Genomic DNA, 18,453 nt, shown 5'->3' with positions numbered 1-18,453 from the left:
GCCCTCCTCAGAGGCCGTGTCGCTCACGGCTCGCTTTCTCCTGGGCCTTGAACTGCCCGAAGCGGGGCAGGAACTTGTCCCAGTCGATGATGTGGGCGTCGATCTCCGGGCCGTCGATGCAGGCGTGCTTGCGGATGTTCTTGCCGTCGATGACGACCGGAACCATGCACGCTCCACACATTCCTGTGGCGTCGACCATGATCGAGTTGAGGCTCGCGACCGTCTTGACGCCGTAGCGCCGGGACAGGTCGCTGACGGCCCGCATCATCATCGGCGGCCCGATCGTGACGACCTCGGCGACCGTGCGGCCGGTGCCGGCGGCCGCCGCGTCGAGCAGCTGCTCCAGCGGCCCGGTGACGAAGCCCTCGACGCCGAACGTGCCGTCGTTGGTCGTGTAGATGACCTCCAGCTGGTCGCCGAACTCGCGTTGCAGCGCGGCGACCCGCTCGTCAGGGCCCGTCCAGAAGAGCAGCCCTGCGCTGCGGAAGCCGCTGATGAGCGTCACGTGGTTGCCGGCCTGCAGGTGCGCGCGGGCGATCGGGTAGACCGGCGGCAGGCCCAGCCCGCCGGCGGTGAAGACCACCGTCTCGTCGTCGGCGTACCGGTGGATGTCACTGGCCCGCCCCAGCGGACCGGCGATCCCGGCGAACGAGTCGCCGACCGACATCGCGTTCATCTCGATGCTGCTCGTGCCGACCCCCTGGATGACCAGGCAGATCGTGCCCGCCTCGGTGTCCCAGTCGGCCAGCGTCAACGGGATAAGCTCCCCGTCGTCCCACGGCAGCACCCGCACGAACTGCCCGGCCTGCGCGGCGGCCGCGATGACCGGCGAGTGCACGACGATCTCTTCGATGCCGTCGGCCAGGTGCTGCTTGGACACGATGACCTGAGCCGTCGCCGCCTTGTCCGTGTAGTCCTTCGCAGCGGCCACCATCTCCCGGATCTGCGCGGGCGGCACGTCGAGGTGACCGATGATCTCCCTCGCCGCCGCCTGCCCGTCACCGGCGGCGTTGATGGCGGTCGACCCACCGCGAGCCGCGTCGCCGCCGGAGTACACGCCCTCGACGGACGTCTCCTGCGATCCGGCGTGCTCAAGGTCGATCGTGCCCCACTTCGTGGTGTGCAGGTCGGGCACCGAGTCCTTGATGATCGGGTTCGAGGAGTTGCCGAGCGCCATGATGACCAGGTCGGCCTTCATCACCTCGGTGGTGCCCGTCGCCATCGGGCGACGTCGACCGGAGGCGTCCGGCTCGCCGAGCTCCATGACGTCCAGCGTCGCGGCGGTGACGAAGCCCGTCGCGTCGTCACCGAGGAACTCCTGCGGGGAGCGCAGCGGGAGCAGGTTGATGCCCTCCTCCAGGGCGTGCTCGAGCTCCTCGACGCGGGCGGGCATCTCGCCCTTGGTGCGGCGGTAGACGATCGTGACGTTGCCGCCGAGACGGCGGGCGGTGCGGGAGGCGTCCATCGCCGTGTTGCCGCCGCCGATGACCAGCACCTGCTTGCCCTGCGTCGCCGGCAGCGGAGTCTCGTACTCCTCCCGCAGACCCTGCATGAGGTTGACGCGGGTGAGGAACTCGTTCGCGGACATCACGTTGAGGTAGTGCTCGCCGGGCACGTCCATGAACTTCGGCAGCCCCGCGCCGGTGCCGACGAAGACCCGCCAGAAGCCGGCCTCCCGCAGCTGCTCGATCGTCGCGGTCTTGCCGACGACGAAGTTCGGCACGAAGCGCCCGCCGAGCAGCTTGATCTTGCCGACGACGTCGTCGATGAGGTCGTTCGGCAGCCGGAACTCCGGGATCCCGTAACGCAGCACCCCGCCGAGCGCGTGAAACGCCTCGAAGACCGTGACCGGGAACCCCTCCGCGGCCAGCAGGTACGCGTTGATCAGCCCCGATGGTCCGGAGCCGATGATCGCGACCGGCGGCTTCGTCGCGGCGATCCACGGGTCGCGGCGGCCAGAGAACCGACGCTGGTCGGAGGTCGGGTCGACGAGCTTCTCCCGCTCGGGCAGGAACCACTCGAGCTGGCCGATGGCGATCGGCATCTTGTTCTGGATGCACACGCCCTGGCACTGCAGCTCCTGCGGGCAGACGCGGCCGGTGACGTCGGGTAGCGGGTTGCACGACTCGATGAGCTCCATCGCTTCGTGGAAGCGGCCGGTGCCCACCAACTCCAGCACCCGCGGGATGTGGATCTTGACCGGGCAACCGCCCTTGACCTGGGGTTTTCCGGCGATGTGGACGCCCACCTCGCAGGGCTTCTCCTCGCACTGCTTGTCGCGCAGCGCCTCCAGCCACACCAGCACGTCGACCTCGGTGCGGGTCAGCCCCTCGTTCATGTACCCGAGGTAGCCCTCGTTGACCAGGCCGAAGTCGGTGGCCCGCTGCTCGGGGGTGCGGATGTGCGGCGGGATCGAGTTGCCCGCCGGCCAGTCCTTACTCAGCCCCTTGAACATCGGATAGCGATCCGACAGGTGCGCGTCCAGTGCCCGGATGAACGACCGCTTGCCTTTCAGCGGCAGCGCCCACACGTACCGCATGAGCACCCGCGAGGCGTCGTCGCCGCGGGCCAGGATGCGCCACATCTCCCGCGCGAAGTCGGGACTCAGGTCGCTCTGCGCGAACTCCCACGCCACCGCGTTGACGCCGTCGTCGATGAACATCTGCCGGAACGCGACGGGGTCGCTGATGAGGCGGCGCCGCAGCAGTTCGAGCTGACGGTTGAAGCCCTCGACCTCCTCGCTGTGTTCGAGGACGTCGACGCGGCTGCGCGTCGACTCCAACGTCTGGTTCGCCTCGAGCCACTCGCCGAGCCGGTCGTTACCCGACCCGGCCGATGCCCCAGGATTCTGTGTGGTCGTCATCGGATGATCTCCGCATCGCACGTCTTCTTGACCCGATCCATCCGCTTGGTCAATTCGGGGGTGATCGGCACGGTCTCGAGCGCGCCGGGGATCATGCGGGCCACCTTGGCGGGGGCGCCGTCGATGACCATCGTCGTCGACTCGAAGAACTGCGGCAGCTCCTGGTAGCAGGTGCCGCAGTCGTTGCACAGCGGCACGTCGGCCTCCGCGAGGAAGATCGGTGCGTCCAGAGTCGCCGTCGCCGTCGCCGGAGCGCTCGGCGCCGCAGCGGGTGCGCTACCGGGTGCACTGCCCGCTGCACTGCCGGGGGCGACCGCGCCGGGCGCGACGCTCGCGGGTCGCATCCCGATCGAGGCGCCCAGCGTCACCGGCGCCCGACTGGTCGAGGCCAGCGACGCCATCGCGTTGGCGATGTCGTCGATCGCGCTCTCCCGATCACGCATCGACTGCTCGTAGCGGCCGCGCAGCTCCTCGAGGTCGTGCTTGTGCAGCGCGTCGAGCTGCGCCGCGTGGGTCCCGGAGAGGTACTGCAGCATCTGCCAGTACCGCTTGCGGTCCTTGACCAGCGCGACGATCTGCGCCGAGCACTGCACCTTGATGAGGTGCTGGTCGTCGTCGGTGGCGTACACGAACGGCATGTGCCCCGCCTGCTGCTCGCGCGGCAACTCGATGTACTCGCTCACCGGCAGCGCCACGGCCTCCAGGTCGGTCGGCAGCTTGTGGAACTGCTTGCGGAAGCGGGTCTCACCGAGCGCGAACTCCGCCGGCGTCAGCGGCGTCGTCAGCAGTTGGATCGAACCGTCGTCGCCCTTGTAGGCCAGGTCGGTCGTCGTCCACGTCTTGTCGAGGTCGGGGTTGCCCTCGATGGAGAACCAGTCGCTCAGCGTCGATCCGCGGCGCGGGTCGTGCACGAACACCGGGTTCATCCGCGACTCGACGGCCAACCGCGCCCGCCGTGCCGACGCCTCCTCCGGGATGCCGTGTTCGGAACCGCAGGGCGTGTAGATGTCGAGCACCGCCGGCCCGTCGCTGTACTGCAGGTAGTGCATCGAGTTGGTCAGGAAGTGCCCCTGCAGCGCCGTGCTCGTCGCGCAGACGAAGACGCCCGGGTGGAACGAGGCGAGCAGCCCCAGCTCCTTGCGGGACTCGTGCTTGCCGTCGTGGGCGGCGCCGAAGCGCGACAGGTCCGAATCCTGCGAGGTCAGGCTGGCCGTAGACGCCTGCCCGCCGGTGTTGGAGTAGACCCCGGAGTTGAGCACCATGACCTTGATCGGCGTCTCGCTGGCCAGCACCCGCGACATCGCGCCGAAGCCGATGTCGTAGGAGGCGCCGTCGCCGCCGATCGTCATCACCGTCGGCAGGAGGTTGAGTTCGGCCCTGGTGAAACCCGTCCAGCCCAGCGTCGCGATCGCCCGGTCGTGCTGCGCCGGGTCGTAGGCGTCGGCCAGCTCGAGGGCGGCGACTCGCATCGCGCGCACGTCGGCGGCGATGTGGGCGGCGGTCCCCTCGAAGATGCCCTTGGCCAGCGGCTGGGCGTCCTGGAACAGGCTGTTGACCCACGGGTCGACGTACGGGTTGTAGGGCATCGTGGAGGCGTAGACGCTGCTGCAGCCCGTGGCGTTGGCGATGATCGTCGGCGCCGGGCCGTTGCCCGTCGGGCCACCCTCTTGCAGGTAGAGCCGGTGCTCGAGGGTCTTCAACGCCGCGCCGATCCGGGCCTTGCGGGCCTCGTCGGTGACGGTGGCAGCCTTCGCGTACAGCCGGTCGACGAGGTCGCTGAGCTCGCGGATGTGCTCGGTGCGGCGGCGCTTGCCGATCGCGTGGCTGGTCGACATGACGAGCCGGATGGCGGTCACCTCACCGCAGCCGCGGCAACCGCCGTGGCCGCCGGTCGTCGCCCAGAACGTGTCGTGGTCGAGCATGAGGCGCTTGATGTCGCCGTCGGGGGTGTCGGCGCCCTCCATGAAGCGGCCCGGCGTGTTCGGCGTGGCCGACATGAACGCGAACCGCTGCTGCAGGCTCGTCAGCAGGTCGTCGTCCTGCTCGACGGCGGTCAGCGCGCCCGGCCCGCAGACGTCGACGCACTCCAGGCAGCCCGTGCACTTCCACGGGTCGATCGTCGCGGTGAACAGGCCACCGTTGCCCGGCTCCTCCTTCTCCACGGAGTCGAAGAACGGGCGGGTGCGCGCGACCGGATAGGTCGACAGCTCCGCAACGACCGCGTCGAACGTGCGGGTCAGCGCCGCATCCGAGCGCACGTGCGAGCCGGCGGCACCGGCGACGATCTCGTGGAACGGCTTGGCCTCGCGGTGGCGCAGCGCCTCGCGGGTCCGCTCGGAGATGCCGTACACCTCGCGGCGCAGGTCCTCGCGCTGCCCGGCCGTGGCCTCGATCCGCGAAATGGCGGTGAGCAGCAGGTCGTGGATCTCGTGGACCGTGTTGGGGATCGCGGCGTCGGGGCAGGTCAGCGCGCAGTCCATGCAGCCGGTGCAGATGTCGGGGTTGAACTCCGGCACGGTGCGCCGGAAGAGCCCCTTGTCCTTGCCGGCGGCGGTGCCCGCGGGAATGAACAGGCCGGCGCCCGGCAGCACCGGGGCCTCGCCGATCGTGCCCTCGCGGAACGGGCGCGCCATGACGTCCTCGTAGTACGCCGGGTCGAAGAGGCCGCTCGTGCGCTCGGCGCGGGTGCTCGGACACATCGACGCCGACAGTGCGACGGTCAGCAGCGGCTTGGGAGCCGGCGTGGAGCCGATCTCAGGGAACGCCTCCGACTCGTACTCCACCCGTTGGGTCGCGTCGATGCCGTCGAGGATGACGGCCATGTTCGACTCGACGACCGTGTCGCCCTTGCGCCCGAACTTCTTGACGATCTGCTTGCGGACCCGCTCCAGAATCTCCTCGCGGGAGGCACCGGAGGCGACCTTGTCGACATACGCCGCGACCGCTCCGATGAACGCGATGCCCATCATCCGGGTCTCGAGGTCCTGGCTCGGTGCGTGCTTCTTGGCGACCGCGAACGCATCGACGACGAAGAAGTTGATCTTCTTCTCCCGGATGACCTCGCGGGCACGTCGCGGCAGGTCACGCCAGATCTGCTCCGGCGACAGGCTCGTCTGCAGAATGAACGTGCCGCCGTGGGCCAACCCCTTGAGCGGATTGGCGTGAATGAACGCCTTGTGGTCCGGAGAAATGACGACCTCGACCTCTTCGAGCTCGGCGTTGGTCTGCAGAATCGGCTCGGGGCTGAGGGTGATGTAGTAGTTCGTCGGCGCGCCGGACTTCTCCGAGCCGTACTTCGGCGCCGACTTGCTGTGCATCCCCAGCACCCCGGCGAGGATGTCGGTGAGCAGTTTGCCGGTGGCGATCGTGCCGTAGCCGCCGACGGAGTGGAACCGGATGCGCATCGCCTCCGGCGGCAGCAGCACCGGGTTGTCGCCGGTCTCCAACGCCATGAGCTCGGTCTCGGGGTAGGCGGTGCGCAGCCGCTCCTGGATGTCCGCCATGTGCGGGTCCGGGTCCTTGTCGAAGAACTGGGAGCCGAGGTAGATCAGCGGCGCCGGGGCGTCGGCCGTCATGGCCTGCGCGGCGGCGATGAGGTGCCGCGGTTGTAGATCGTGGCCGCCCAGACCGAAAATCGCAGTGGTCAGTGTGGGGAGCTGCGCCAGGGCCGGGATGCCCGGGTGGCGTTCGGCGATCACATTCTGACCGGCCTTGAACAGGGCCGCGGTGACCAACGAGGTCAGCGCCGTCTGGTCGGAGCGTTCGAGCACCGTGACGCACTTCTTGCCCGCCAGGGCCGCCACGACGTCGGCCTCCGGGAAGGGCTGCAGCAGCTTGACGCTGACGAGGCCCGCCTTGATGCCCTGGGAGCGCAGGTACGGCAGCACCGCGCGCACGTCGTCGCCCACGGAGCCCAGCCCGACGAAGACGTAGTCGGCGTCGTCGGTGTCATAGGTGTGCACGGGGCTGTACGTGCGGCCGGTGAGCTCGGAGTATTCCTCCATCGCCTGCCGCACGAGGGCTGGCACCGCGGAGGCGAAGTGGGTGCGGTGATCGACGGAGCCGGCCTGGAAGTCGGGCTGGTTCTGCACCGGGCCGGTCAGACCCGGGTTGTCGACGTCGACGAGGGCGGGCACGAGCTGCCGAGTGCCCTTGGCCCACGCGTTGACCCACTGCCGGCGCCAGGCGCGGTGCAACTCGCTCGGCAGCCAGGCCAGGGTGGTGGCGACGAGTTCGCCGGCGTCGTCCGCCTCGATCTCCTCGCTGCGGGCCTCGAGGAACGCACGCAACGCTGTGACGTCTGCTTCGGGAATGTCCCGGCTGTGCCTGGTCAGGAAGCCGCCGAGCTGGAACGCGCGGCCCTTGGCGCCGAACAACATCTCCTGCGCCAACGTCGGGCACTGGATACGCCCGGCGGGGTCGCCGAGGTACTCACGCAACAACTCCGGCTCCGGCATGAGCGCCTCGGAGAGCATGTGGCTCGTCGCGAAGCCGTCCATCGTGTTGGCCACGGGGATCAGCGACAGCGACGACACGCGATACGAGATCGCCGCCAGGTCGGCCGCCTCCTGCGGGTTGGACCCGAAGAGCACCGTGTAGCCCGAGGACAGCAGCGCGTAGATGTCGTCGTGGCCGGCCATGACGTTGAGGGAGTGCTTGGAGACGACGCGCGCCGCGACCTGCAGCACGAACCCGCCGATCTTCTTGCCCACCGTGACGTAGTGGGACTCCATCGCGTAGAGGATGCCCTGGCTGGAGGAGGCGTTCGAGATGAACTGGCCGCCGGTGAGCGCGGCGCCGAGCGCGCCGCTCTGGGCCGAGTGCTCACCCTCGGGTTCGAAGAAGAACGAGTGCTTGCCCCAGACGTTGACACCCCCCTCCGCGCGGGCCGCCTCGTAGAGCTCGGAGATCTCGGTCGAGGGGGTGATCGGGTAGCCGATGACACCCCCGCAGACCTGACTCATCACGTGCGCGACCGCGCCGTTTCCGTTGATGACCGATGGGTTTCCCGGGTAGGGGGCATTGCTGTTCATGACGGCTCCCGCGGACGCCTTCGTCCGGCCGTGGGCCGCAGGTTTCACCACCGGCCCACATAGTGATCGGGTGGTACAAGGCCGATCATCCGCCGCTGCACCATGCGCGATCCGGGACCTTTGGGCCGCGTGATCCAAGTCACAGTCTTGTGTGCGGTGCGGCTTGTCGCGCTCGCGGCGTTCGGGCAGACCCTGCTGTACCCCCACCCGGCGGGCGCCTCACAGCAGGGGAGCGAGCATCCCCACGGTGTTCTGCACGAGCCGGGTGTGGAAGGGCCACGCCGCGACCTTGGCGTCGAGCACCTGGTGGGAGACCGACAGGTAGGTCTCCTGGCGAGCGCGGACCGCGGCCGTCGTGGTGGGGTCGGCGACGACGAGGTTGTTCTCGAAGTTCAACTGCAGGCTGCGGCGGTCCATGTTCGCGGAGCCGACGAGCGCGAACTCACCGTCGACCGTCATCGACTTCGTGTGCAGCAGCCCCAGCGGGTACTCGTAGATCTGCACCCCGGCCGCCAGCATCTCGGCGTAGTCGCTGCGGCTGGCGTCGCCGACCAGCCGCGAGTTGTTGCGGGCCGGAAAGATGATCCGGGTGCGCACCCCGCGGCGCGGGGCGGCGCACAACGCCCGCAGCAGCGCCTCGTCGGGCACGAAGTACGGCGTGGTGATCAGCAGGTCTGAGCGCGCGGCGAAGATCGTCGCCACGAACATGTCGGACATCGAGTTGCCGGGCGTCGTCGGTCCGGTGCCGAACATCTGCGCCACCGGGCCGTCGGAGAAGACCTGCGGCCCCGGCTGGGCGCTGGGCAGCGCCATGAGCTCCGCCTCGTCGGCGGGATTCTCGGCGAGCCAGCCGGTGAGGAAGATGTACTGCAACTGGCGCACGACGGGGCCCTCGCAGCGCAGGAAGATGTCGGCCCACGGCGCGTATTTGGCCGCCACGCGGAACTGCGGATCGGCGCAGTTTTGCGACCCGCAGTAGGCGATCGTGTTGTCGATGACAACGATCTTGCGGTGATTGCGCAGGTCCAGGCGTCCCACCGGCAGATGCCCCAGCCGCGGGATGTCGTTCAGGGTCACGACGGCGTGCACCCCGGCGTCCTTGAGCTGGCCCCACCGAGGTGAGCGGGTGAAGGCCCGCGAGCCGAGCGCGTCGACAGAGACCCGGCAGGAGACACCGCGGCGGGCGGCGGCGGCGACCGCGTCGGCGACCTTGCCGCCGGAGACGTCGTCGAGCCAGATGTAAAACGCGATGTGGACGCTGTCGGTGGCCGCGTCGATGTCGGCCACGAGGCTCTCGATCGCGAGCTCCGAGTCGAGCATCGGTCGGTCGGCGGAGGCGTCCGGGTCGCCGAGCAGGCGGATGTGGTTGCCGGCGACGGGTCCCAAACCGTCGATCGTCGTCCCCAGGTCGAAGACCTCACCGATGCGGTCCGGCATCGCGCTCTTGGGGGCCGTGGGGGTGCTCGGCTTCGGCATCGCGGCGATGACCTCGCGCAGCCGTCGTTCGCGCGCGCGGCCGATGCTCGTCTCGCCGAGCAGCAGGTAGGCGACGATGCCGAGCAACGGCACGGCGGTGATGACCGCGACCCAGGCGACCCGGGAGGCCGGGGTGCGGTTCGGCCGGGTCAACGCTCGGGCCGCGACGCCCAGGTGCCCGACGAAGATCAGCGCCGACAGCAGCGCCGTGAACCAGCTGTGGGGCCAGGAGAGCAGGGCGGACAACTCGAACCTCCACAGTGGTCGGGCGCTCTCGGCGCGATGCGGTGAGCTTAGCCCCGGCCTATCGCCCTCCGGCCCGTTGCCGTCGGTCTGCCCCGTCGGTCTGCGCAGTCGTCTGGAAAGGTGCGGGCTGCGGGCCTCCCGCGGGCGGCCGGGAGGGGCGGCTCCCGTGGCCCGGTCGACGGCATGCGAGGGTTTAGGGGAGGATCGAGCAAGCCCGACGCGGCCGACCGAGGAGGGACAACTGCCCATGTTGACCGTTATCTGCATGGTCCTCTGCGTGGCCCTGGTCGCCGGGGCCTGGCCGTTGGCGGGCCAGTGGCGCGATCGGCACGCGAGCCGTATCTACGAGGGACTGACCCCGGGCCTGACCCCTCCGGTCGGCGCGGAGCAGCCCACGCGGCCCATCACCGAGCGAGAACTGCTGGCCACGAACTACGCGGTGGCGTTCAACCCGCCCGAGGGAGTGCAGCCGCGCGAGGTGGGGCTGCTGCTGGACCGGCAGACGGGGCCCCGCGACTTGGCGGCCTCGATCATCGCGCTGGTCGTCAACGGATACCTGACGATGCGCAAGGACGACGAGGGCAACGACTGGATCGTCACCGTCAACCGCGACCCGCAGCGCCCGCCGCACGCCCCCGAGCCGGACAGCCTGTGGCTGCTGGACTACTTCGACTTCGGCGACGGGCAGCCGGTGAGCCTGTCGGCCGCCAAGCCGGGACTGCGCGACGCGTTCGCCCGGCTGGAGTCGGAGGTGCTGTCGTCGGCGGTCGAGAAGCAGTACATCGACCTCGACCCGCGGGGCCGCAAGGCTCCCACCGGCGGTCTGACGTTCGGGGCGGTGTTCGCCGCGCTCATCGCCGGCTTCCTCGGGCTCGCCGGCAACCCGCTGGCCTGGGTAGCGGCCGGTGGCGCGGGGGCGTTGGCCATCACCGCCGGGCGGGTGCGCGGCCCGATGGGTCGCCCCGCCGAGGGCACCGCCGCGTACTTCCGCACGATGGGCTTCAAGCGCTACATCGACACCGCCGAAGCCAACCAGATCAAGGTCGAGGACGCGGCCGGCATCTTCAGCCGCTACCTGCCGTGGGCCATCGCGTTCAACGCCGCCGACCACTGGACCGGGGTCTTCAAGGACGTCGCCCGCGGCGTCGACGAGGACATCGCCGCCCTCTGGGCCCCCGACCTCATCTGGATGGCGTTGTGGATGGACATCGCCTCCGGCGGCGCCCTCTTCGCCGGCCTCGGTGAGGCGCTGACCGACCTCACCGACGGCATCGGCGACCTCACCGGCGATGTCTTCGGCGACGGCGGCATGGGAGACGGTGGCTTCGGCGACGGCGGCGACGCGGGGGATGCCGGCGGTGGCGGTGACGCCGGCGGCGACGGCGGCTGGTTCGGCGGCGGTGGCGACGGCGACGGCGGCGGCTTCTTCGGCGACTTCGACTTCTGAGGCGCCGATCGCGCCGGGCCTGGCTGGTCAGTCGGGCAGCAGCAGGGCGTCCTCGTGCGGCTGCGGCGCGCCCGCCCGGATGCGCTCCCGGTGTTGCGTGTGGGTGCGGGTGAGCTCGGCGAGCACCGCGACGGCCTCCGGATCGTCGTCCACGCGCAGGTCGACGAACGGGTCGTCCCACGCCCCGGTCGGATGCTGCGTGGCGTGCCGCGGCGAGATCCGCACTTGCCCCGGCACCACCAGAACGGCCGCCGACTGACGGCCGCGGGAGTCGCCACCCTCGGCCTCACCGGCCAGCAACCCGGCGACCAGCCGCTCGAGCAACGACCCGTCACACCGCACGAAACCCTCGAGCAGCGCGGGCACCACCGACGACCCGGCCAGCGTGTTGCCCTGCGCGGACACCCAGCCCGGCGCCAGCGCCTCCCGCCCGGGCCGCGCCCCGTACTCCGTGTCCAGATTCCCGGCAGCCGCGGTGCATCCCGCGTCGGTGAACGCCGCCGCGCCGCTGGCGCTCACCACCGCCACCTGAGCGTCCGCCAGGTTGCGCTCCGCGGCGAGCCGGTCGATGGCCTGCGCCGACGAACAGCCCAGCTCCACGGCATCCAGGAGGTTTCGCCGCCACAGAGTCCAGGCCCCGGCCTGCGTGGCGGCCGCGCCGACCCCCGCCCGCGCCGCCAGGACGCGGGTCCCCACGGCCAGTACCCGGCTCGCGACGATCGCGCCGAACTGACCCGTCTCCGGGCAGCGCGCCAGCAGTGAGAAAGTCACCGCCCTACCGTGCCACACCGGCTCCCCGCCCGCGTCGTGATCAGGGCATTGACCAGGGCATTGACCGCTCCGGAGCCGCGCCACACCATGGAGCGATGGACGCCGATGTGATCGTCGTAGGGGCGGGGCTGGCCGGGTTGGTGGCGGCGGCCGAGGCCGCGGACGCGGGGCGCCGCGTCGTGCTGCTCGACCAGGAGGGGGAGCAGAGCCTGGGCGGGCAGGCGTTCTGGAGTCTGGGTGGCCTGTTTCTCATCGACAGCCCGGAGCAGCGCCGGATGGGCATCAAGGACTCCCCGGAGCTCGCTCGGCAGGACTGGTTCGGCAGCGCGCAGTTCGACCGGGAGGAGGACCGGTGGCCGCGGGCGTGGGCGCAGGCGTACCTCGACTTCGCCGCGGGGGAGAAGCGCAGCTGGCTGCACGCCATGGGGCACCGGCTGTTTCCCGTCGTCGGCTGGGCCGAACGCGGCGACGGTCGCGCCGAGGGGCACGGAAACTCGGTGCCTCGATTCCACATCACGTGGGGCACCGGCCCCGGCATCGTCGCGCCCTTCGAACGCCGGGTCCGGGAGCACGCCCTGACCGGTCGGATCCGGTTCGGGGCCCGTCGCCAGGTCGACGAGCTGATCGTCGACCAGGGCGCCGTCGTCGGCGTCCGCGGCACCGTGCTGGCCCCCACGACCGCCCCCCGCGGCGTGGCGAGCAGCCGGGAGGCGCTGGGAGAGTTCGAGTTACGCGCCCACGCGGTCGTCGTCACCGCCGGCGGCATCGGCGGCAACCACGACCGCATGTGGCACTACGTCGAGGGGCTGCGCAACTGGGATCCGATCTGGGCGAACCACGGCATCCGCATCCTGCCCGGCCCCTCCTCCCTGTGGCTCGACGCCGCCGGCCGCCGCCTTCCGGCCCCGTACTTTCCGGGGTTCGACACCCTCGGCACCCTGCGCCACCTGCGCGGCACCGGCTACGACTACTCGTGGTTCGTGCTCACCCAGCGGATCATCGAGAAGGAGTTCGCCCTCTCCGGCTCCGAGCAGAACCCCGACCTGACCGGCAAAGACCTCACCCTCACCCTCTCCCGCGTCAAACCCGGCGCGCCCGGCCCCGTCGAGGCGTTCAAGCGCCACGGCGAGGACTTCGTCGTGGCGGACACCCTCGAGCAGCTCGTCGCCGGCATGAACGCCCTCGCCGACGACGACGCGCCGACCCTCGATCCCGCCGACGTGCGTCGCACGATCGAGGCCCGCGACAGCCAGATCGACAACGCCTTCACCAAGGACGCTCAGATCACCGCCATCCGCGGGGCCCGCCACTATCGGGGCGACCGACTCATCCGGGTCGCCCCGCCGCACCGCCTGCTCGACCCCAAGGCCGGCCCGCTCATCGCCGTGCGCCTCCACGTGCTTTCGCGCAAAACTCTCGGCGGACTGGAGACGGATCTGTCCGGCCGGTGCCTGCGCGCCGACGGCTCGGTGGTCGCGGGTTTGTACGCAGCGGGCGAGGTCAGCGGCTTCGGCGGCGGCGGAATGATGGGTTACAACGCCCTCGAAGGCACGTTCCTCGGCGGTTGCCTGTTCTCCGGTCGGGTGGCCGGACGCGCGGCCGCGGCACAGACCGGCTGAGCACGGATTCGGATCGCTGGCCGCCGATCCGGCTCACCCCGGTAGGGTCCAGGTTGAGCACGCCGTAACAACGTTGATCGTCGCGCGACCCGATCGGCTCGCGTGGCCCTTCAAGGAGACGACATGACCCCCGATCTCACCCCCAAACTGCCTGGCCAGGAGCCCGACAGCGCGGCCCCCCCGCGGCGCGAGTCCCGCGGCCCGGCGGCTGAGCCGACGCACGCGCTGGCCCGCGGGCCGGTGGTGCCCCCCACCCGCTCGAGCGAGGGCTTCCTGCGGGAGTTCTTGCGCGAACTGCAGTACGGGCAGGGGGTCACGCTCGCGCGGTCCTCGCCCAACGACCAGTACCTCGCGATGGCCCGGGCAGTGCGCCACTACCTCATGGCCGACTGGCTGGAGACCGCCCGCCGCCGCCGCGAGCACCCGGCCAAGATGGTCGGTTACCTCTCGGCCGAGTACCTGTTGGGCCGCCAGCTCGACAACGCGCTGCTGGCCACCGACATGGTCGACATCGTGCAGGAGGCCCTCGCCGAATGCGGCATCTCCCTCGACACGATGCGCGCCCAGGAGGTCGAGCCGGGGCTGGGTAACGGTGGCCTCGGCCGTCTGGCCGCCTGCTTCATCGACTCCTTGGCCACGCTCGACGTCTCGTGCGTCGGCTACGGCATCCGCTACGAGTACGGCATCTTCCGCCAGACGTTCGTCGACGGCCGCCAGGTCGAGGTGCCCGACACGTGGCTCTCGTTCGGTAACCCGTGGGAGTTTCCGCACCCCGAGCGGGAGGTGGAGGTCAACTTCGGCGGACACACCGAGCAGTACACCGACGAGGACGGTCGCGAGCGCACGCGCTGGATCCCGGGTTGGAACGTGCTCGGCGTGCCGTACCACTACATGGTGCCCGGCTACCAGAACGGCGTCGTCAACACGCTGCGGCTGTGGAGCGCCCGCGCGACCCACGCCTTCGACCTGCAGATCTTCAACTCCGGCGACTACGCCGAGGCCGTGCGCGCGCAGACCTTCGCCGAGAACATCACCAAGGTGCTCTACCCCGAGGACTCCACCCCGCAGGGGCGTGAGCTGCGGCTGCAGCAGCAGTACTTCTTCGTCGCGTGCTCGCTGAAGGACTACATCGACCAGACGCTGCCTCCCGACTTCGACCTCAAGCGGCTGCCCGACCAGATCATCTTCCAGCTCAACGACACCCACCCCGTCATCGCGGTCCCCGAGCTCATGCGCCTGCTGATCGACGACAAGGGGATGGAGTGGGACGAGGCCTGGGAGATCACCCAGAAGTGCTTCGCCTACACCTGCCACACCCTGCTGCCGGAGGCCCTGGAGGTCTGGCCGGTCGAGCTCGTCGGGCGCCTGCTGCCGCGGCACCTGGAGATCATCTACGGGATCAACGAGCGCTTTTTGGAGCAGGTGCGGGAGGCGTTCCCCGGCGACGAGCTGCGCGTGCGCCGGATGTCGATCGTGCAGGATCACCCGTTCCGCGCGGTGCGGATGGCGCACCTGGCGACGGTGGCCGGGGCCAAGGTCAACGGGGTCGCCGAGCTGCACTCGCAGTTGCTGCGCGACAAGCTGCTGCCGGACTTCGCGCAGATGTACCCCGACAAGTTCACTAATGTCACCAACGGCGTGACCCCGCGTCGCTTCGTGCGGCAGGCCAACCCCGCTCTCTCCGAGCTCATTTCGGAGGCGGTGGGCCCGGGTTGGGAGCGGGACCTGAGCCGGCTCTCGGGGCTGGAGAGCTTCGCCGAGGACCCGGAGTTCCGCGAGCAGTTCCGCCAGGCCAAGCAGGCCAACAAGGAGCGGTTGCGTGCGCTGCTCTTGGTGCGCGACGGGGTCGAGCTACCCGAGGGGCACCTGCTCGACGTCATGGTCAAGCGGCTGCACGAGTACAAGCGGCAATCGTTGAAGCTGCTGCACGTCGTCACGCTGTACGAGTCGATCCGCTCCGGCGAGGTGGCGGCCGAAGACGTCACGCCGCGCACCGTGATCTTCGGCGCCAAGGCAGCCCCGGGCTACCACATGGCCAAGGAGACGATCGCGCTCATCAACGCGGTGGCCAAGACCATCAACGCCGACCCGGCGGTCAAGGGGCGGCTGGCGGTGGCCTTCCCGGCGAACTACAACGTGACGCTCGCCGAGACGCTCATTCCGGCCGCGGACCTCTCCGAGCAGATCTCGCTGGCCGGCATGGAGGCCTCCGGCACCGGCAACATGAAGTTCGCGCTCAACGGGGCGCTGACCGTCGGCACCGACGACGGCGCCAATGTCGAGATCCGGCAGCTGGTCGGCGACGACAACTTCTTCCTGTTCGGCATGAGCGAGCCGGAGGTCGCGGCGTTGCACGCCTCGGGCTACGTGCCGAGCCAGGTCTACGCCGACAACCCGCGGCTCAAGCGAGTCATCGACCTCATCGCCTCCGGGGCGTTCACCGACGGTGACCCGGGCCGCGTCAGCGCGTTCGTCGACGACCTGTTGTACAACGACCGGTTCATGGCGCTGGCCGATTACCAGTCGTACATCGACGTGCAGGAGCGGATCGACGCGGCGTACGCCGACACCGAGGCCTGGACTCGCTCGGCCATCCTCAATGTGGCGCGCGCCGGGTTCTTCTCCTCCGACCGCTCGATGCACGACTACCTCGACCGCATCTGGGGCGCCGGCATCCGGCTCTGAGGTAGCGCGTATCGACGTCGCTCGAAGCGGCGGTGGCAGATTGCCACCGCCGCTTTCGCGCTTCTTGTGGCGGGTGCTTCAGCGCCAGCCGAGTTCGCGGCCGACGGCCAGCACCTGCTCGACGACGTGGGCGTTGTACTCGACGCCCAGCTGGTTGGGCACGGTCAGCAGCAGGGTGTCGGCTGCGGCGATGGCCTCGTCCTGGGCGAGCTGACGAACCAGCTCCTCGGGCTCCGCGGCATACGTCTTGCCGAAGGTCGACCGCATCCCGTCGATGATGCCGACCTGGTCGGAACTGCCGCGCTCGAGCCCGAAGTAGCTGCGGTCGGTGTCGGTGACCAGCGGGAAGATGCTGCGCGACACCGACGTGCGGGGCTGCCACTGGTGCCCGGCGGCGCGCCAGGCCTCGTGGAAGAGGCGGATCTGCTCGGCCTGCAGTTGGTGGAACGGGAGGCCCGCGTCCTCGGTCAGCAGGGTGGAGCTCATGAGGTTGAGGCCCTCCTTGGCCGCCCATTGCGCGGTCTCCCGCGACCCGGCTCCCCACCAGATGCGCTGGCGCAGGCCCTCGGAGTGCGGCTCGATCCGCAGCAGCCCGGGCGGGTTGGGGAACATCGGCCGCGGGTTGGGCTGCGCGAATTGCTGCCCGTCGATCACCTCCAGAAACCGGGCGGTGTGCCGGCGCGCCAGCTGCGCGTCCGACTCGCCCTCGCGGGGGTGGTGGTCGAAGTGGCGGTAGCCCTCGACGACCTGCTCGGGTGACCCGCGGCTGATGCCGAGCTGCAGGCGTCCGCCGCTGATGAGGTCGGCCGCGCCGGCGTCCTCGGCCATGTACAGCGGGTTCTCGTAGCGCATGTCGATGACGCCGGTGCCGATCTCGATGCGCTGGGTCTTCGCGCCGACGGCTGCCAGCAGCGGGAACGGCGAGGCGAGTTGCCGCGCGAAGTGGTGCACGCGGAAGTACGCCCCGTCGCCGCCGAGCGCCTCGACGGCCTCGGCGAGTTCGATCGATTGCAGCAGCACGTCGGAGGCCGAGCGCGTCGCCGACTGCGGATGCGGGGTCCAATGCCCGAAGGAGAGAAAGCCGATGCGCTTCATGTGACGTGTCAACAATTCGGGCCCGCCGCTATTCCCGGAGCCGCCTCGGGGCCGGGCGCTGCGCTGCTGGCGCAGGGCGCTAGCAGCGGTCCCGTCAGGTGGGTGGCGCGTCGAAAGGGTCGACGATGTCGAGTTCGGCGATGTCCTCGAAATCCTTGGTGTTTCTCGTGGCCAGCGTCGCGCCCAGAGAGCGGCAGATCCCCGCGATCTGCGCGTCCGCCAGGGTCATCTGGTGTCCGCGGCGCAGGCTCTCGACGAGCACGCCGGCCGTAGCGTGGGCGGCCGCAAGATCGTACGAGGTGATGGAGTCGGTGAATCGGCGCAGCAGCCCGTCCCAGCGCTGCTCGAGATCTCGGCGACGGCGACCCGCCGGCATCCGGCCGAGGCCCCGCTCGACCTCCTCGACGGTGATGACGGTGATGGTCAAATCCGCTCGACGAATGCCCTGCGCCCACCGCAGGACCGCCGTGTTCGGCGCGTCCTTCATGAACTCCGAGACGACGTTCGTGTCCGCGATGATCACGAGATGATCACGACAGGTCGATCGGTCGGGCGTGGTCCATGCGCTCGGGGATCTCCAATTCCACGCCGTTCCCGGCGAAGGCGTCATGCAGTCCAAGCAAGATGTTCTCGCCAGGCGGCCCGACGGCATGGTCCAAGATGGCCCGCACCTCCGCCTCGACGGACCGACCATTAGCGGCCGCGCGCTCCCGCAGCCGGGTATGCGTTAGCTCGTTGACTTGCCTGATGGTGAGCGTGCCCATGGCAACCACCTCCGTGATAGCAATGCTAGCACTCGCCAGGCATGTCGTCTCGGGGTGCGGCGATGGCGCTCAGGCCGCAGCCGTGATCGCGGCGAGGGCCTCGTCGAGGGGGGCGCGGTTGCCGGGGCGCACGACGCGGTCGACCTCGGTGCCGTCGCGCAGGAAGATCAGGGTGGGCCACAGCTTCACGCGGAACGAGCGGCCGAGGGGGCGACCCGGGCCGTCTTCGACGCCGATCACGGGCACGTCGGGGTGGTCGGCCAGCGCGGCGCTGACGTATCGGTCGGCGGCGAGGCAATAGCCGCACCATTCCGTGCCGAAGGCGAGCACCAGGGGTCCGGTGGTCGCGTCGATGTCGTCACGGGTCGGCTGCTCAGTGCGGTAGTCGGTCACCACCCCAGCATGCCCGCCCCCTGCCCGCCCCCCGCATCTCGCCCCCACGCGGGCCGCCGCC

General features: G+C 70.1%; 11 protein-coding genes. 3 read left to right on the top strand and 8 right to left on the bottom strand.

The genetic code is table 11. From position 1 onward, the window contains the following. Window positions 1–7: 7 nt before the first annotated feature. The 3 genes from KILIM_RS12680 to cls all read right to left on the bottom strand — a co-directional run bounded on the left by KILIM_RS12680 (window position 8) and on the right by cls (window position 9,618). A complete protein-coding gene (locus tag KILIM_RS12680; protein ID WP_006593099.1) occupies window positions 8–2,863 on the bottom strand; it encodes a sulfide/dihydroorotate dehydrogenase-like FAD/NAD-binding protein in 2,856 nt (951 codons plus the stop codon). Beyond that, on the bottom strand, window positions 2,860–7,896 hold the full coding sequence (locus tag KILIM_RS12675) for a 2-oxoacid:acceptor oxidoreductase family protein (RefSeq protein WP_006593098.1): 5,037 nt from the start codon (window positions 7,894–7,896) through the stop codon (window positions 2,860–2,862). Before KILIM_RS12675 ends, KILIM_RS12680 begins: the two co-directional genes overlap by 4 nt. 219 nt (window positions 7,897–8,115) lie before the next feature. Continuing rightward, window positions 8,116–9,618, bottom strand: a complete 1,503-nt coding sequence (gene cls, locus KILIM_RS12670) for a cardiolipin synthase (RefSeq protein ID WP_006593097.1) — start codon at window positions 9,616–9,618, stop codon at window positions 8,116–8,118. Between the two features lie 247 nt (window positions 9,619–9,865). Here cls and KILIM_RS12665 point away from each other — a divergent pair, with 247 nt between their 5' ends. Continuing rightward, a complete protein-coding gene (locus KILIM_RS12665; protein ID WP_006593096.1) occupies window positions 9,866–11,065 on the top strand; it encodes a DUF2207 family protein in 1,200 nt (399 codons plus the stop codon). A 27-nt stretch (window positions 11,066–11,092) separates the two neighbouring features. Here KILIM_RS12665 and KILIM_RS12660 read toward each other — a convergent pair whose 3' ends face one another. Beyond that, window positions 11,093–11,836, bottom strand: coding sequence for a DUF1028 domain-containing protein (locus tag KILIM_RS12660; protein WP_006593095.1), 744 nt, complete (start codon window positions 11,834–11,836; stop codon window positions 11,093–11,095). Window positions 11,837–11,931: 95 nt separating this feature from the next. Here KILIM_RS12660 and KILIM_RS12655 point away from each other — a divergent pair, with 95 nt between their 5' ends. Together KILIM_RS12655 and KILIM_RS12650 are read left to right on the top strand one after the other, a co-directional pair. Continuing rightward, window positions 11,932–13,455, top strand: coding sequence for an FAD-binding dehydrogenase (locus KILIM_RS12655; RefSeq protein ID WP_006593094.1), 1,524 nt, complete (start codon window positions 11,932–11,934; stop codon window positions 13,453–13,455). Window positions 13,456–13,578: 123 nt separating this feature from the next. Continuing rightward, window positions 13,579–16,140 carry a glycogen/starch/alpha-glucan phosphorylase gene (locus KILIM_RS12650; RefSeq protein ID WP_006593093.1) on the top strand — a complete coding sequence of 854 codons (2,562 nt, stop codon included), beginning with the start codon at window positions 13,579–13,581 and terminating at the stop codon, window positions 16,138–16,140. Window positions 16,141–16,218: 78 nt separating this feature from the next. On the opposite strand, the gene KILIM_RS12645 is transcribed toward KILIM_RS12650, so the two are convergent. The 4 genes from KILIM_RS12645 to KILIM_RS12630 form a co-directional block, all read right to left on the bottom strand. After that, window positions 16,219–17,235: an LLM class flavin-dependent oxidoreductase gene (locus KILIM_RS12645; RefSeq protein WP_006593092.1), complete on the bottom strand. Its 1,017-nt coding sequence runs from the start codon at window positions 17,233–17,235 to the stop codon at window positions 16,219–16,221. Between the two features lie 94 nt (window positions 17,236–17,329). Continuing rightward, entirely contained in the window at window positions 17,330–17,758 is a 429-nt protein-coding gene (locus tag KILIM_RS12640) for a type II toxin-antitoxin system VapC family toxin (RefSeq protein ID WP_006593091.1), read from the bottom strand. 7 nt (window positions 17,759–17,765) lie between these two features. After that, window positions 17,766–17,999 (bottom strand): FitA-like ribbon-helix-helix domain-containing protein, encoded by a 234-nt coding sequence (locus KILIM_RS12635; RefSeq protein WP_006593090.1) that lies wholly within the window; start codon window positions 17,997–17,999, stop codon window positions 17,766–17,768. Between the two features lie 69 nt (window positions 18,000–18,068). Next, the gene (locus KILIM_RS12630; protein ID WP_217997103.1) at window positions 18,069–18,392 is read right to left on the bottom strand and encodes a thioredoxin family protein; all 324 of its coding nucleotides are present in this window, start codon (window positions 18,390–18,392) and stop codon (window positions 18,069–18,071) included. Window positions 18,393–18,453 lie beyond the last annotated feature (61 nt).

Origin of the sequence: Kineosphaera limosa NBRC 100340, from assembly GCF_000298215.1 — a bacterium.
In the GTDB taxonomy this organism is placed as follows: domain Bacteria; phylum Actinomycetota; class Actinomycetes; order Actinomycetales; family Dermatophilaceae; genus Kineosphaera; species Kineosphaera limosa.
Note: the sequence above shows the minus strand (reverse complement) of the source record. Positions and strands in the feature narration are given on the sequence as shown.

Coding starts and splice junctions, on each gene's coding strand:
- KILIM_RS12680 (WP_006593099.1), bottom strand. CDS start 2,863: ATGACGACCACACAGAATCCTGGGGCATCGGCCGGGTCGGGTAACGAC.
- KILIM_RS12635 (WP_006593090.1), bottom strand. CDS start 17,999: ATGGGCACGCTCACCATCAGGCAAGTCAACGAGCTAACGCATACCCGG.
- KILIM_RS12655 (WP_006593094.1), top strand. CDS start 11,932: ATGGACGCCGATGTGATCGTCGTAGGGGCGGGGCTGGCCGGGTTGGTG.
- KILIM_RS12645 (WP_006593092.1), bottom strand. CDS start 17,235: ATGAAGCGCATCGGCTTTCTCTCCTTCGGGCATTGGACCCCGCATCCG.
- KILIM_RS12675 (WP_006593098.1), bottom strand. CDS start 7,896: ATGAACAGCAATGCCCCCTACCCGGGAAACCCATCGGTCATCAACGGA.
- KILIM_RS12665 (WP_006593096.1), top strand. CDS start 9,866: ATGTTGACCGTTATCTGCATGGTCCTCTGCGTGGCCCTGGTCGCCGGG.
- KILIM_RS12650 (WP_006593093.1), top strand. CDS start 13,579: ATGACCCCCGATCTCACCCCCAAACTGCCTGGCCAGGAGCCCGACAGC.